A 14,234-nucleotide genomic window follows, 5' to 3' on the forward strand; every position below is an offset into this window, starting at 1 on the left:
GTAGCAGTTTGTTTGTTCAATTGGAGGAAGACATGTTAGTTGGCGTTCCAAAAGAGATCAAAAACCATGAGTACCGGGTCGGCCTGACCCCGCCTTCCGTGCACGAGCTGGTCGCACGCGGGCATCAAGTGATTGTCCAGAAGAACGCCGGCACCGAGATCGGCTTGTCGGACGACCAATACATCACCGCCGGCGCCACCATCGTCGCCACGGCGCAAGAGATCTTTGCCCGTGCCGACATGGTCGTCAAAGTGAAGGAACCGCAGCCCGGCGAATGCGCGATGCTGCGCGAAGGCCAGATCCTGTACACCTATCTGCACCTGGCGCCGGACCCGGAACAGACGGCGGCGCTGGTGAAATCGAAGGCGGTCTGCATTGCCTACGAAACGATCACCGGCCAGGGCGGCGGCTTGCCCCTGCTCGCGCCGATGAGCGAAGTGGCGGGGCGCATGGCGATCCAGGCCGGCGCGGCCCACCTGGAAAAGTCGAAAGGCGGGATGGGCCTGCTGCTGGGCGGCGTACCGGGCGTGGCGCCGGGCCACATCGTCATCATCGGGGCCGGCGTGGTCGGTACCAACGCATTACAGATGGCGGTCGGCACCGGCGCACGGGTCACCGTACTCGATAAAAACATCGACCGCCTGCGCCAGCTCGACCTGGTCTACGGCAACCGCATCGCCACCGTGTATTCGACCGCGCACGCAATCGAGGAAGCGGTGCTGGCGGCCGACCTCGTCATCGGTGGCGTGCTGGTGCCGGGTGCGGCGGCGCCGAAGCTGGTCACGCGCAGCATGATTGCAAAGATGAAGAAGGGGGCGGTCGTGGTCGACGTGGCGATCGACCAGGGCGGCTGCTTCGAAACTTCGCATGCGACCACCCACGCCGATCCGACCTTCATGGTCGATGGCGTTATTCACTATTGCGTGGCAAACATGCCGGGCGCCGTTGCCCGCACCTCGACTTTCGCATTGAACAACGCGACGATCGGCCATGCGCTCGCGCTGGCCGGCAAGGGCTGGCGCCGCGCTTTATTGGAGGACGCCCACCTGCGCCAGGGTTTGAATGTCTGCCTGGGCAAGGTGACGTATGAAGCCGTCGCCAAAACCCTGGGCTACGACTACGTGCCGGCCGATTCCCTGCTGGCTTGAGCGTTCGCCGCCAGCCCGTCTGCCTGCAGGCAGAACCGCCTGACGATATAAAACGCATAGACCGCGGCCACCGATTTTACGAAACGTAAAAAATCGGTGGCCGCGTTTTCATTGGCGTTGTCTGAAATCGTCCGGATCACGGCGCAGGGCAGGTTCAACTCGTAACACACCTGGGCTACTGCCGCCCCCTCCATTTCGACCGCCACCAGGCCGGGCAAGGCCGCATTCAGGCCATTGATGTGCTCGCGGTCCTTAATAAACTGGTCGCCGCTGGCGATCAGGCCACGGTGGATGCGCGGCTGGGTCAGCCTGAACGCTGTTTTTTCTCCGGCCTCGATCGCCTCCTCGAAATCCTGGTCCAGGAAAGCGTGGGCGGCATCGATCAGGCGCGTGCCGAGGCGGTGGTCTGCCGGGAAATGCGTCAAGCCGGTCAGGGGCACCTCGAAACGCGGAAACAGGGGACTGGCATCCATGTCGTGCTGGACCAGCGATTCGGCCACCACGATGTCGCCGACCTGCACCGCCTTGTCGCCGGCACCAGCCACACCCGTAAACACGATGTGGGTAACTCCGAACTTCTCCACAAGCGTGGTCGCTGTCATGGCAGCGGCAACCTTGCCTATACGCGACAGAACGCACACAGCGTCGATTTCCCACAGCTGTCCGACCCAGTACTCGCGTTGACCATGGACGAGCTTGTAGGGGCCTTGCATGGCTTCCACGAGCCCCTGCTGTTCTTCGGACAGTGCGCTGATGATCCCGAGACGCATATTTTGGCTGTTTTTAAGAGTGTTGATGGGTGTCGAACGCGTTTTTCAGCGGGTTTTTGGCTTGAAAAACGGCTTGTCCACGTTGTTCGCGCTTTTCTCTGTTTACAGTAATAAAGGTATGTATACAGATTGGTAGTAGTAGTAAACGAGCATTCTGCTGTGGATAAGACGGGTTTACTCCACAAGATCAGCGGTTTACGACATTACAAACGCGCTGGACAAAGATTGTATCGAGCTTGCACGGATGTTGGAGAAAAAACGAGTTGTCTTCAGTAAACGTCGTTCTGCACATCCGGGCCTGTGGATATGCAGTGGCTTGTCCACAGCTGAAGCGCCAAAAAGCGCGTTTTTTTTGGAAAAACCGGTCCCTCGAGCGGATTTTGCCACCAGGTTCGCTGCCAGACGAGGCATCACCAGCCTGTTGCCGCCCACTGACAAAGCAATTCGCGCTCGGCACCAGCTGGCGCTGCCCGTAGGGTGGACTCCCGAGTCCACGCATTTGCACCGCTTGCAAGCCGCGCACGCATTTTTTGCTGCCGCCACCCGCATCACGTTTCCTGCCAAACCATCGACCAGCCGATTGCCTGCAGCGCGTCGCGTGGTCGTGGCCGCATGCGCAGCGCTTTTTTTTTTACAGCGGTCGCCAAGCGCAGTGCCTTTTCACCACCCCGTTCGCCTGTCGTTTTCCTGCAGACCATCGTCACTTCGATCCGACCTGGCTTTTCGCCTGGCCAGGAGCGAACGCGAGCCGGGTTTTTCACAGCGCGCATGCTTCATCTATTTAATTAAAAAAGTATGTATACAAAATAGTAGTAGTAGTTAACGGCGCAGTTTTCTGTGGATAAGGTCAATTTTCTCCACAGGGTCAATGGCTTAGCGCACTTTTGATGTGCTGAACAAGCGCTGTATCCGGATTGCACCGAAGGTGTACAGATTTTGCGCGGCCGTCAAAAGCCGCGCTTCTGCACATTCGCTCCTGTGGATATGCATGTGTTTGTCCACAGCCGGCTTGCAGCCGGGTTACTGCCTGGTTTCTGCCTGTGCGCAGGCACGGGCAGGCGGGCAGGGAAAGGCGATGCGATCAGCCAGGGAAGCGGCCAAGGCGATCCCCGATGCCGGTTCTGAGGTTGGCAGCCAACAGTTCGGGAAGGAGAAGAAAAAAAAATTTTGCAAACCCACAGCCTGCGCTTATTCAGGTTTACAACCAAAATAGGTATACAAGGATAGTAGTAGTGTTAACAAGTGGCATTTTCTGTGGATAAGTCGGTTAACGGATGAGAAATCATTGGTTTACGCGCGGTATAAGCCTGTGATGGCGGCTGTATCGCGCCGGTGACAAATCTGGACAAGATTTTCGCGACCGCAAAAAGTCGCGTTTCTGCACAATCCGTTCCTGTGGATATCAAGAACCTTATCCACAGATGCCCCTCTGGCTTTACGGTGACGATCTGGTAAGCTTGCCTTGGTGAATTCAAACTGACGAAAAACGGAGGCGGACATGGCAATCAACGATTTGTTCCAGGTACCGGTCATCCAGGGCCCGATGGCGGGCGGCTCCTGTACGCCCGAGTTGGTCGCCGCCGTCTCGAATGCCGGTGCGCTTGGTTCCCTGCCGTGTTCGCTGCTGTCTCCGGCGGTCATCGAGGAGCAGGTAGCGCGCATCCGCACGCTGACCAGCCGGCCTTTCATGCTGAATTTTTTCGTGCAGGGCAAACCGGCCCCGAGCGCCAACGAGATCAGCGGCGCCATCGAACTGCTGCGCCCGGTCTGGGAAAGCCTGGGCTGGAACGCGCTGCCGGTGCCGAATAAATGGTGCGAGGATTTCGACGCCCAGTTCGAGACCTTGATCCGACTGCGTCCGGCGGCCGTCAGTTTTACCTTCGGCATCCTCGAAGCCGTCCAGGTCGAGCGCCTCCATGCAGCCGGGATCCTGGTGATCGGTACCGTCACCACCGCCGAGGAAGGGCGGGCCTGGGAAGCGATCGGCGCCGATGCGGTGGTTGCGTCCGGAATCGAGGCGGGTGGCCATCGCGGCACCTTTATCGGGCGCCAGGAAGACGCGCGCTTGCCGGCTTTTGCCCTCTGGCCGGCGGTGGTCGCGGCCGTAAAAATTCCCGTGATCGCTGCCGGCGGCATCATGACGGGCCAGGATATCAAGCGGGCAATGGCGCTGGGTGCACGCGCCGTGCAGATGGGTACCGCCTTTCTCGTGACCGACGAAGCGTCCATCCACCCGGCGTATAAGGCGCGGCTGCTGAGTGGGGAAGGAACAACCCGGCAGACGCGCAGTTTTTCCGGACGCTACGCACGCGGTATCGACAACGGCTTCATGCGGCAAATGGAAAGCGTGGAGTCGCAAGTGCCGCCTTATCCGATCCAGAATGCGCTGACCGGCCCGATCCGCGCCGCGGCCGCGAAAAGCGGCGACACGGAATTGATGTCGATGTGGGCCGGCACCGAATTTGCCCGGGCGCGGCCGATGCCGGCGGGAGACCTGGTGAAATTACTCGCAACTGAGCTGGCATCCGAATCGCAACCCTGAGGAGACGAATCGCGTGGAATCGGCTGGAGAATACGACTACATCATCGTTGGGGCCGGTACCGCCGGCTGCGTTCTGGCCAATCGCCTGACGCAGGATAAGCATATCGAGGTGCTGCTGATCGAAGCGGGCGCACGCGACGATTACCTCTGGATCCACATTCCTGTCGGTTACCTGCACTGCATCGGCAATCCACGCACCGATTGGCTGTTCAATACCGAACCGGACCCGGGCCTGAATGGACGGGCCCTGATCTACCCGCGCGGCAAAGTGCTGGGCGGCAGCTCCTCGATCAACGGCATGATTTATATGCGCGGCCAGCAGCAGGATTACGCGCGCTGGGCAGACAGTTGCGGCGACGATTCCTGGCGCTGGGAGCAGGTGCTGCCGCTGTTCAAAAAAAGCGAAGACCATTATCGGGGCGCCAGCGAGGCCCACGGCGCCGGCGGAGAATGGCGCGTCGAAAAGCAGCGGCTGTCCTGGAAAATCCTCGACGCCTTCCGCGATGCCGCGGCCGAGGTCGGGATCGACAAGGTCGACGATTTCAATACCGGAAACAATGCCGGCTCCTCCTATTTCGAAGTGAACCAGCGCCGCGGGATTCGCCTGAATACCGCGAAAGCATTCTTGAAACCGGCGGCCCAGCGCCCGAATTTGACGATCATGACCGGCTGCCACGTCGAGCGCCTGCTGGTCGACACGACGGAAACGGGCCCCGCCTGCCGCGGCGTGCAATTTACCGGCGCCGGCAAGGCCTACACCGCAAAAGCCCGCCGCGAAACTTTATTGGCAGCCGGCGCCATCGGCTCGCCCCATATCCTGCAACTGTCGGGCATTGGCGAAGGCGGCCACCTGCAGCGCCACGGCGTCACGCCTCGCGTCGATTTGCCGGGCGTAGGAGAAAACCTGCAGGATCACCTGCAACTGCGCATGGTCTATAAAGTGCAGGGCGTGAAAACCCTGAATACCAGCGCCGCGTCCTGGTTCGGCAAGATGAAGATCGGCCTCGAATACGCCTTATTGCGCAGCGGGCCGATGTCGATGGCGCCCTCGCAGCTGGGTGCCTTTGCCAAGTCAAGCGCCGAGCAGGCGACGCCGAACCTGCAATACCACGTGCAACCGCTGTCCCTGGAAAAATTCGGCGACCCGCTGCACGGGTTTCCCGCCTTTACCGCCAGCGTCTGCAACCTGCGCCCGACCGCGCGCGGCCATGTTCGCCTGAGTACGCACGACAGCTACGCGCCGCCGAAAATCACCCCGAATTATCTCAGCACCGTGGAGGACCGCCAGACCGCCGCGGCGGCCTTATCCCTGACGCGCCGCATCGTCGCGGCGCCCGCACTGGCACGCTATCAACCGCAGGAATTCAAGCCCGGGCCGCATTACCGCACCGAAGAAGAACTGGCCGAAGCCGCCGGCCTGATCGGCACCACGATTTTTCATCCGGTCGGCACCTGCAAGATGGGCCGCCGCGACGACCCGCAAGCGGTGGTCGACAGCGCCTTGCGCGTGCGCGGGGTAGGGGGCTTGCGCGTGGTCGATGCCTCGATCATACCCTTCATCACCTCCGGCAATACGAATTCGCCGACGCTCATGATTGCCGAGAAAGCAGCTGAGCTGATCAAGGCTGCACACGCCTGACCGTTACCTGTTCATTTATGCACAACGGGTCTGCGCTGGCGGCCCGTTTGTGCGCGTCTGCACAGGCTTGCGTTGTATTGTGTAAAGAACCGAACTGTGTAATATTTGCCAAGTACCTATAAGACGCAGAACATCCACGCACTGGAGACACGATGGCAGACGTCATTCTCGAAACTAAGAACCTGACAAAAGAGTTCAAGGGTTTTACTGCAGTAAATGATGTCAACCTGCGCGTCCAGCGCGGGCACATCCACGCCTTGATCGGCCCGAACGGCGCCGGCAAGACCACCTGTTTTAATTTGCTCACGAAATTCCTGGTGCCGACCTCGGGCCAGATCCTGTTCAACGGCCGCGACATCACACGCGACAAGCCGGCGCAGATCGCGCGCCAGGGCATCATCCGCTCCTTCCAGATTTCCGCCGTGTTTCCTCACCTGACTGTGCTGCAGAACGTGCGCATTGGCTTGCAGCGCGAGCTCGGTACCAGTTTCCATTTCTGGCGCAGCGAAGGCTCGCTGTCCTCGCTGGACGAGCGCGCCATGGCGCTGCTCGAGGAAGTCGACCTGGCCGGCTTCGCCGACACCATCACTGCCGATTTGCCCTATGGGCGCAAGCGCGCACTGGAAATCGCGACGACGCTGGCGATGGAGCCGGAACTGATGCTGCTGGATGAGCCGACCCAGGGCATGGGCCACGAGGACGTGCACCGGGTCACGGCCCTGATTAAAAAAGTGTCGCAAGGACGCACGATTTTGATGGTCGAACACAATATGAACGTGGTTTCCGGCATCTGCGACCGCATTTCCGTCCTCCAGCGCGGCGCCATGCTGGCCGAGGGCACCTATGCCGAAGTGTCGAAAAATCCGCAAGTGATGGAAGCCTACATGGGCACCGCCGACGGCGAACTCGAAGCGGGGCACGCATGACCGCCGCACTCGAGATTACCGACCTGCAGGCCTGGTATGGCGAATCGCACATCCTGCACGGCATCAGCCTGTCGGTCGCCCCCGGCGAAGTCGTGACCTTATTAGGCCGCAATGGCGCGGGCCGCACGACGACGCTGCGCGCGATCATGGGCCTGACGGGGCGCCGCACGGGTTCGATCCGCATCAACGGCGTCGAAGCGGTCGGTTTGCCGACCCACCGCATCGCCCACCTGGGCGTCGGTTATTGCCCGGAAGAGCGGGGCATTTTCTCATCGCTGTCGACCGAGGAAAACCTGCTGCTGCCGCCCACCCTGAAAGTGGGCGGCACGGCGATGTCGATCGACGAAATTTATGAGATGTTCCCGAACCTGAAAGAGCGCCGCCATAGCCAGGGCACGCGCCTGTCGGGCGGGGAACAGCAGATGCTGGCGGTGGCGCGCATCCTGCGCACCGGCGCGCGCCTGCTGCTGTTAGATGAAATTTCCGAGGGCCTGGCGCCGGTCATCGTGCAGGGCCTGGCCCGCATGATCACCATGCTCAAGGCGAAGGGCTACACGATCATCATGGTCGAGCAGAACTTCCGCTTTGCCGCGCCCTTGGCTGACCGCTTCCACGTTGTCGAACATGGGCAAATTGTCGAGACCATCGAGGCGCAAGACCTCGCGGCACGCATGCCTGTACTGACCGAATTACTCGGCGTTTGAATTAAAAGCAGTATCAACCACAAGAACGGAGACAAATAACATGAAACGTACCGCCCTCGCCCTCGCCGCCAGCGCCGCATTCACCGGCTTCATGGCGCCTGCCCACGCCCAGATCAGCGGCGACACCATCAAGATCGGCTTGCTGACCGACCTGTCCGGCGTCTATTCCGACGTCGACGGTAACGGTGGCGCCGAAGCCGTGCGCATGGCTATTGCCGACCTCGGCGGCGCCATCAACGGCAAGAAAATCGAATTCGTCGTCGCCGACCACCAGAACAAGCCGGACATCGCCGCCTCGAAGGCACGCGAGTGGTTCGACCAGCAAGGCGTCGACATGCTGATCGGCGGCACCAACTCCGGCGCCAGTCTGGCCATGGCCAAGGTCGCGGCCGAGAAAAAGAAATTGTTCATTTCGATCGGCGCCGGCACCGCCCAGCTGACCAACGAACAGTGCTCGCCGTACACCGTGCACTACGCCTACGACACTGTGGCGCTGGCGCGCGGCACCGGTTCGGCCGTGGTCAAGCAGGGCGGCAAGAGCTGGTATTTCCTGACCGCCGACTACGCCTTCGGCCAGTCGCTGGAAAAGGACACGACCGACGTGCTGAAGGCGAATGGCGGTACCGTGCTGGGCAGCGTCAAGCACCCCTTGTCCGCCTCGGACTTCTCGTCCTTCCTGCTGCAGGCGCAAGCGTCGAAGGCGCAGGTGCTGGGCCTGGCCAACGCCGGTGGCGACACGATCAATTCGATCAAGGCGGCCAAGGAATTCGGTCTGACCAAGAACATGAAGATCGCCGGCTTGCTGGTGTTCATCAACGACATCCACACACTGGGCCTGGACTCCACCCAAGGCATGTACCTGACCGACGGCTGGTACTGGGACATGAACGCCGACACCCGCGCCTGGTCGAAGCGTTATTTCGCCAAGATGAAGAAAGAGCCGTCGATGCTGCAGGCAGCCGACTACTCGGCGACGACCAACTACCTGAACGCGGTGAAAAAGATCGGTACCGACGATTCGACCAAGGTCATGGCCCAGCTGAAGGCGACCAAGATCAACGACATGTTCACCAAGAACGGCGAGATCCGTCCGGATGGCCGCATGGTGCACGACATGTACCTGATGCAGGTGAAGTCGAAGGCCGAGTCGAAGTATCCATGGGATTACTACAAGCTGGTCGCCACCATCCCGGGCGCGCAGGCGTACACGAAGAAGGAAGAGACGAAGTGCGCGGCGTGGAAGTGATGTCGTATTGATTAAACCGCGCCGTAATGCGAGCGTAATGTGAACGCGTGGGCGGGAGACCCGCCCACCCTACAGTTTGAGCCAGTAGGGTGGGCGGGTTCCCCGCCCACGCGTTCAACTACGGTCTGCACATCGCGCCGCTTTCACGGTTCGGATTTTGTTTCACCCTTGGCCGGTCCGGCCGCCCCGGCTGACCGCCATCCGACTTTTAGCTTTGGGTACCTATGGAAATTTTCGGCGTCCCCCTCCAAGCCATGATGAGCCAGCTGCTGCTGGGCCTGGTCAATGGTTCCTTCTACGCGATGCTCTCGCTCGGCCTGGCCGTCATTTTCGGCTTGCTGAACGTCATCAATTTTTCGCACGGTGCGCTGTACATGATGGGGGCTTTCATGGCCTACATCGGCGTCACCTCGTACGGCCTGAACTACTGGATGATGCTGGTGCTGGCGCCCCTGGTGGTCGGCGCCTTCGGCATCGCCGTCGAAAAGACGATGCTGCGCTGGCTGTATAAACTCGACCACTTATATGGCCTGCTGCTGACTTTCGGCATCACGCTGTTGCTGGAAGGCGTGTTCCGCTCCTTCTTCGGCGTCTCCGGCCAGACCCTCGAGGTGCCGGAGCAGCTGCAGGGCGCCACCGACCTCGGCTTCATGATGCTGCCGAACTACCGCGCCTGGGTCGTCGTCGCTTCGCTCACCGTCTGCCTCGGCACCTGGTTTGTCATCGAAAAAACGCGACTCGGCGCTTACCTGCGCGCCGGCACCGAAAATCCAAAACTGGTGGAAGCCTTCGGCATCAACGTGCCGCGCATGGTGACACTCACCTACGGCTTCGGTGTCGCTTTGGCCGGCCTGGCCGGGGTACTGGCGGCGCCCGTGATCAACGTCACGCCGCTGATGGGCTCGAACCTCATCATCGTCGTGTTCGCCGTCGTCGTGATCGGCGGCATGGGTTCCATTCTCGGCTCCATCATCACCGGCCTGCTGCTGGGCGTGATCGAAGGCCTGACCCGCGTCTTCTATCCGGAAGGTTCCGAGGTCGTCGTGTTCGTCGTCATGGTCATCGTGCTGCTGCTGCGCCCGGCCGGTCTGTTCGGTAAGGAGAAATAAGCGATGAACAAGAAAATCATCTATACGCTGGCCTTGCTCGTCGCCCTCGCGGCGCCATTCTTCGGCTATCCGGTGTTCCTGATGAAGCTGCTGTGCTTCGCCCTGTTCGCCTGCGCGTTCAATTTGCTGATCGGTTTTACGGGCTTGCTCTCCTTCGGCCATGCTGCCTTCTTCGGCAGTGCAGGCTATGTGACGGGTTACCTGCTGTCGACCGTCGGCCTGCCGACCGAACTCGGCATCCTGGCCGGCGTCGCCACCAGCGCGGTGCTTGGCCTCGTCATCGGCTCGCTGGCGATCCGCCGCCAGGGCATTTACTTTACGATGATCACCCTGGCGCTGGCGTACATGGTGTATTTCGCCGCCCTGCGCAGCCCGGTGACCCATGGCGAAGACGGCTTGCAAGGCGTCCCGCGCGGCAAACTGTTCGGCATGATCGACCTGAGTAACGACCTGACCCTGTATTACGTCGTGCTGGCGATCACCGTTATCGGCTTCGCCCTGATCGTGCGCACGGTACACTCGCCCTTCGGACAGGTGCTCAAAGCGATCAAGGAAAACGAGCCACGCGCCATTTCCCTGGGCTATGACGCGGATCGCTACAAGTTGCTCGCCTTTGTGCTCTCCGCGGCCCTGGCCGGCCTTGCCGGGGCTACCAAGACGCTTGTGCTGGGCTTCGAGACGCTGACCGACGTCCACTGGACCATGTCGGGCCTGGTCGTCCTGATGACCCTGGTGGGCGGCATGGGCACGATGGCCGGCCCGATCATCGGCGCTTTTATTATTGTCGCGCTGGAAAACAAGCTGGGAGAAGTCGGCAACTTCCTGGCCGAGAGCACGGGGATCTCCTGGTTCACGACGCTGGGCGAGTCGGTCGGCATGGTGACCGGCCTGATCTTCATCGTCTGCGTGCTGCTGTTCCGCCGCGGTATCGTCGGAGAGATCGGCGCGCTGTTCGAACGCATGGGACGCAAGGCGCCGGCGCCCTCAAACCGCGCCGCACCCGTCGCCGATCGCGAAGTGGCATAAAGGAGGAAGCATGAAACAGCAGACCCTGCTCCTGACGGTGAATGGCTTGCGCATGCAGGTGCAAAGCGCAGGGCAGGGCCCGGCGGTCGTGCTGCTGCACGGCTTTCCCGACACCCATGCCGTGTGGCGCAAACAGGTGATGCCGCTGGCGGCCGCGGGCTATCGGGTGCTCGCGCCCGACCTGCGCGGCTACGGCGGCAGCGATGCGCCAAGTGACGTGTCCGCCTACCGCCTGGAGCACGTGGCCGCCGACGTGCTGGCGATGCTTGACCAGCTCGGTATCGCCAAAGCCCGCGTGGTCGGACACGACTGGGGCGCGGCGCTCGGCTGGCGCCTGTGCCGGGAAGCGCCCGAGCGCATCGAGCAATTCGTGGCACTGTCGGTGGGGCATCCGGCAGCTTTCGCCCGCGCCGGCCTGGCACAGGCCCTGCGCTCAAGCTACATGATGTGGTTCATGGTGCCGGGACTGGCGGAAAAATCGCTGATGGCTGGCGATTTTTACCTGATGCAGCGTTTTACCTCGGACCGCAACCAGATCGCCTACTGGAGGAAAAGCCTGCGCGAACCCGGCCGCATGACGGCCGCGCTGAATTATTATCGGGCGAACATACCGCGCGGGATCGCCCTGGCCGCCAGGAGCGAACCCGTGCGGGTGCCGGTAATGGGCGTCTGGAGCAGCCTCGACCCGGCACTGGGCGAGACGCAGATGCGCGACTCCTCGGCCTATGTCGCCGAGTACTTCCGCTACGAGCGCATCGAGGGCGCAGACCACTGGCTGCAAGTCACGGCCAGCGACCGCGTGAATACCTTGCTTCTCGATTTCTTTACGAATGCGCCGCACGCGGAGGCGCCTCCTTCCACGCCTGCCTGATTACAATGCCGCGGCGTAGATCGCGCGTGCGTCGGCACGCGTGAGCTCGCGCGGATTGTTTCCCAACAGACGAGTCTGCAACATCGCATCGTCCGCCAGCCGGTCGAGGTCGCTCTCGCTGATCCCCAGTTCTCCCAATGTCGTCTGGATACCGGTCCGTTGCGCGATCTGTTGCATCGCAGCAATCAGGCCTTCCGTTCGTTCTTCGGGACTGCCCTTGATGCCGGGCACCACGATGTCGGCCAGCTCGGCATACAGGGATGATGCATGCGGTGCATTAAAGCGCAGCACGTGCGGCAGTACCAGCGAGTTCGACAGCCCGTGCGGCACGTGGAAAATGCCGCCGATCGGGTAGGCGAGGGCGTGTACCGCAGCGACGGGCGCGTTCGAAAAGGCCTGGCCGGCGAGGCAGGCGCCGAGCAGCATGGCTTGTCTGGCTTCCAGGTTGCTGCCGTTTTCGCAGGCAATGAGTAAATTCTGCGACAGCAGGCCCAGCGCCTGGCGCGCCAGGTTGTCCGACAGCGGATTCTTTTTGTGCTTGCTCGTATACGCTTCGATCGCATGCACCATCGCATCAATGCCGGTCGCCGCCGTCACCAGCGGCGGCAAGCCGAGCGTCAACTCCGCGTCGAGCAGGGCGACGTCGGCATACAGCTGGGGCGCGACGACGCCCATCTTGGTCGTTTCGCCGGTGGTGACGATGGCGATGTTGGTCACCTCGGAACCGGTGCCGGCGGTGGTGGGCACCTGGAGCAAGGGCAGCCGCTGACCCTTGACCTTGCCGATCCCGTAAATCTGGTTGAGGGCCTGGTCGCTGCCCGCGAGGACCGCCACCAGTTTTGCCACGTCCATCGAACTGCCGCCGCCGAAGCCGATGACGAGATCGGTCTCGTTCGCACGCGCGAAGTCGACCGCTTCGTGGACGATCTGCTCGGGCGGATCCGCTACGACCTGCGAGAAGATGTGCACCGTCATGCCTTGCTCCGCCAGGCTGGCGCGCGCGGGCTCGAGCAGGCCGGTGCGCAGGAAGCCGGCATCGGTCACGATCAGAACGCGGCGCGCGTCCGTAAAACGTTCGGCGACGAGCGGGCCGAGGCGGGCGGCGGCGCCCGGTTCCGAAACGATGCTGGCAACGGTGTGGAAGGCAAAGGCGGTCATGGTCGATCCCGAGTGGAAGGAGCAAATAGCTTACACCAGAAACTGAACGCTGGACCGGCAGTCGCCTGCCCTGCTTGCCGTACAATTTCACCTCTTCAAAATTGGCGTGAAAGCGGTAGATGATTGATTTTATGTGGCTCGGCGGCGCGGCTTTTATCGCCGGGCTGGTGGACGCGGTAGTGGGCGGCGGCGGCCTGATCCAGGTGCCGGCGATCTTTTCCTTCCTGCCGAAAGAGCTGCCGGCGACCCTGCTCGGGACGAATAAACTCGCCAGCATCTGCGGCACGGGCGCGGCTGCCGTGAACTATGGACGCCGGGTACGCGTCGCCTGGAGTGCGGCGGCGCCCGCGGCCATCGCCGCCTTCGCCCTGTCCTTTGTCGGCGCCTGGACGGTGACCCGCGTGCCCGGCGATTTCGTACGCAGCTTGTTGCCCTTCATTTTGCTGGCAGTGGCTTTGTACACCTTCCGCAGGAAAGACTTGGGTGCAGTGCATGCGCCGGTGCACAGCGGCATCGCGGAACGCTGGTGGGCCGTCGGCATCGGCGCGGCCATCGGTTTTTATGATGGCTTCTTCGGACCCGGCACGGGTAGCTTCCTGATCTTCCTGTTCGTCCGCTTCTTCGGTTTCGATTTCCTCAGTGCCTCGGCGGCGGCAAAGATCGTCAACGTGGCCTGCAACCTGTCGGCGCTGCTGTGGTTCGGGGTCAGCGGGCATTTGCTCTGGCAGCTGGGATTGCTGATGGCGGTATGCCAGGTCGCCGGTTCGCTGGTGGGAGCCCGGCTGGCGATCAGGCACGGTAGCGCGTTCGTGCGCAGATTGTTCCTCGTCGTGGTGTCGACCCTGATCGTCAAAACGGCCTTCGACGCGGTGGTGCGGCTTGCCGGTTGAGTTGTTTCACGTGGAACAAAGCCGGGAAGCGCTGCGCTGTCCCGGCTTTTTTTTCGCCTGGATCGGCCAGTTGTTCCACGTGAAACACTGCTCGGCCGCCTTCCTGCTGTGTTCCACGTGAAACAAAAAACGGCCTGTTTTTCGGCGACGCTGAGTTTGGGAACGCAAAAGATCCTATAATCGCGCATTAGCCTCCTCGCCTCAC

General features: G+C 61.7%; 13 protein-coding genes. 10 read left to right on the forward strand and 3 right to left on the reverse strand.

The window, feature by feature from the left end; all coding sequences use genetic code 11:
• Positions 1-32: 32 nt before the first annotated feature.
• A complete protein-coding gene (gene ald, locus AC1MEM_RS03810; RefSeq protein ID WP_499475441.1) occupies positions 33-1,148 on the forward strand; it encodes an alanine dehydrogenase in 1,116 nt (371 codons plus the stop codon).
• On the opposite strand, the gene AC1MEM_RS03815 is transcribed toward ald, so the two are convergent.
• Complete coding sequence (locus tag AC1MEM_RS03815; protein WP_499475442.1) at positions 1,118-1,918, reverse strand: 5'-methylthioadenosine/adenosylhomocysteine nucleosidase; 801 nt, start codon at positions 1,916-1,918, stop codon at positions 1,118-1,120. The two genes, ald and AC1MEM_RS03815, sit on opposite strands and share 31 nt — an antisense overlap.
• Positions 1,919-2,466: 548 nt before the next feature.
• Positions 2,467-2,688 carry a hypothetical protein gene (locus AC1MEM_RS03820; protein WP_499475443.1) on the reverse strand — a complete coding sequence of 74 codons (222 nt, stop codon included), beginning with the start codon at positions 2,686-2,688 and terminating at the stop codon, positions 2,467-2,469.
• Positions 2,689-3,416: 728 nt separating this feature from the next.
• Between AC1MEM_RS03820 and AC1MEM_RS03825 the strand changes: the two genes are divergently transcribed.
• The 8 genes from AC1MEM_RS03825 (at position 3,417) to AC1MEM_RS03860 (ending at position 11,981) form a co-directional block, all read left to right on the forward strand.
• Complete coding sequence (locus AC1MEM_RS03825; protein ID WP_499475444.1) at positions 3,417-4,460, forward strand: NAD(P)H-dependent flavin oxidoreductase; 1,044 nt, start codon at positions 3,417-3,419, stop codon at positions 4,458-4,460.
• A 13-nt stretch (positions 4,461-4,473) separates the two neighbouring features.
• Complete coding sequence (locus tag AC1MEM_RS03830; RefSeq protein WP_499475445.1) at positions 4,474-6,099, forward strand: GMC family oxidoreductase; 1,626 nt, start codon at positions 4,474-4,476, stop codon at positions 6,097-6,099.
• 152 nt (positions 6,100-6,251) lie between these two features.
• Positions 6,252-7,025: an ABC transporter ATP-binding protein gene (locus AC1MEM_RS03835; protein ID WP_499475446.1), complete on the forward strand. Its 774-nt coding sequence runs from the start codon at positions 6,252-6,254 to the stop codon at positions 7,023-7,025.
• Positions 7,022-7,729, forward strand: coding sequence for an ABC transporter ATP-binding protein (locus AC1MEM_RS03840; protein WP_499475447.1), 708 nt, complete (start codon positions 7,022-7,024; stop codon positions 7,727-7,729). The genes AC1MEM_RS03835 and AC1MEM_RS03840 overlap by 4 nt, the downstream gene beginning before the upstream one ends.
• Positions 7,730-7,769: 40 nt before the next feature.
• Positions 7,770-8,975, forward strand: a complete 1,206-nt coding sequence (locus AC1MEM_RS03845; protein WP_499475448.1) for an ABC transporter substrate-binding protein — start codon at positions 7,770-7,772, stop codon at positions 8,973-8,975.
• Positions 8,976-9,199: 224 nt separating this feature from the next.
• Positions 9,200-10,084 (forward strand): branched-chain amino acid ABC transporter permease, encoded by an 885-nt coding sequence (locus AC1MEM_RS03850; RefSeq protein ID WP_499475450.1) that lies wholly within the window; start codon positions 9,200-9,202, stop codon positions 10,082-10,084.
• 3 nt (positions 10,085-10,087) lie between these two features.
• Positions 10,088-11,110: a branched-chain amino acid ABC transporter permease gene (locus tag AC1MEM_RS03855; protein WP_499475451.1), complete on the forward strand. Its 1,023-nt coding sequence runs from the start codon at positions 10,088-10,090 to the stop codon at positions 11,108-11,110.
• A gap of 10 nt (positions 11,111-11,120) precedes the next feature.
• Entirely contained in the window at positions 11,121-11,981 is an 861-nt protein-coding gene (locus AC1MEM_RS03860; RefSeq protein ID WP_499475452.1) for an alpha/beta fold hydrolase, read from the forward strand.
• Here the strand turns inward: AC1MEM_RS03860 and AC1MEM_RS03865 are convergent, their stop codons facing one another.
• Positions 11,982-13,139 (reverse strand): iron-containing alcohol dehydrogenase, encoded by a 1,158-nt coding sequence (locus AC1MEM_RS03865; RefSeq protein WP_499475453.1) that lies wholly within the window; start codon positions 13,137-13,139, stop codon positions 11,982-11,984.
• Between the two features lie 119 nt (positions 13,140-13,258).
• On the opposite strand from AC1MEM_RS03865, the gene AC1MEM_RS03870 reads away from it, so the two are divergent.
• Positions 13,259-14,029, forward strand: a complete 771-nt coding sequence (locus AC1MEM_RS03870; RefSeq protein ID WP_499475454.1) for a sulfite exporter TauE/SafE family protein — start codon at positions 13,259-13,261, stop codon at positions 14,027-14,029.
• Positions 14,030-14,234: the final 205 nt, after the last annotated feature.

The sequence above is a fragment of the Telluria sp. AIW5 genome (assembly GCF_056680575.1).

What these genes read in the sequence shown, in the direction of transcription:
- ald (WP_499475441.1), top strand. Translation starts at nt 33, where the DNA reads ATGTTAGTTGGCGTTCCAAAAGAGATCAAAAACCATGAGTACCGGGTC.
- AC1MEM_RS03865 (WP_499475453.1), bottom strand. Translation starts at nt 13,139, where the DNA reads ATGACCGCCTTTGCCTTCCACACCGTTGCCAGCATCGTTTCGGAACCG.
- AC1MEM_RS03820 (WP_499475443.1), bottom strand. Translation starts at nt 2,688, where the DNA reads ATGCGCGCTGTGAAAAACCCGGCTCGCGTTCGCTCCTGGCCAGGCGAA.
- AC1MEM_RS03855 (WP_499475451.1), top strand. Translation starts at nt 10,088, where the DNA reads ATGAACAAGAAAATCATCTATACGCTGGCCTTGCTCGTCGCCCTCGCG.
- AC1MEM_RS03845 (WP_499475448.1), top strand. Translation starts at nt 7,770, where the DNA reads ATGAAACGTACCGCCCTCGCCCTCGCCGCCAGCGCCGCATTCACCGGC.
- AC1MEM_RS03840 (WP_499475447.1), top strand. Translation starts at nt 7,022, where the DNA reads ATGACCGCCGCACTCGAGATTACCGACCTGCAGGCCTGGTATGGCGAA.
- AC1MEM_RS03835 (WP_499475446.1), top strand. Translation starts at nt 6,252, where the DNA reads ATGGCAGACGTCATTCTCGAAACTAAGAACCTGACAAAAGAGTTCAAG.
- AC1MEM_RS03825 (WP_499475444.1), top strand. Translation starts at nt 3,417, where the DNA reads ATGGCAATCAACGATTTGTTCCAGGTACCGGTCATCCAGGGCCCGATG.
- AC1MEM_RS03860 (WP_499475452.1), top strand. Translation starts at nt 11,121, where the DNA reads ATGAAACAGCAGACCCTGCTCCTGACGGTGAATGGCTTGCGCATGCAG.
- AC1MEM_RS03870 (WP_499475454.1), top strand. Translation starts at nt 13,259, where the DNA reads ATGATTGATTTTATGTGGCTCGGCGGCGCGGCTTTTATCGCCGGGCTG.
- AC1MEM_RS03850 (WP_499475450.1), top strand. Translation starts at nt 9,200, where the DNA reads ATGGAAATTTTCGGCGTCCCCCTCCAAGCCATGATGAGCCAGCTGCTG.
- AC1MEM_RS03815 (WP_499475442.1), bottom strand. Translation starts at nt 1,918, where the DNA reads ATGCGTCTCGGGATCATCAGCGCACTGTCCGAAGAACAGCAGGGGCTC.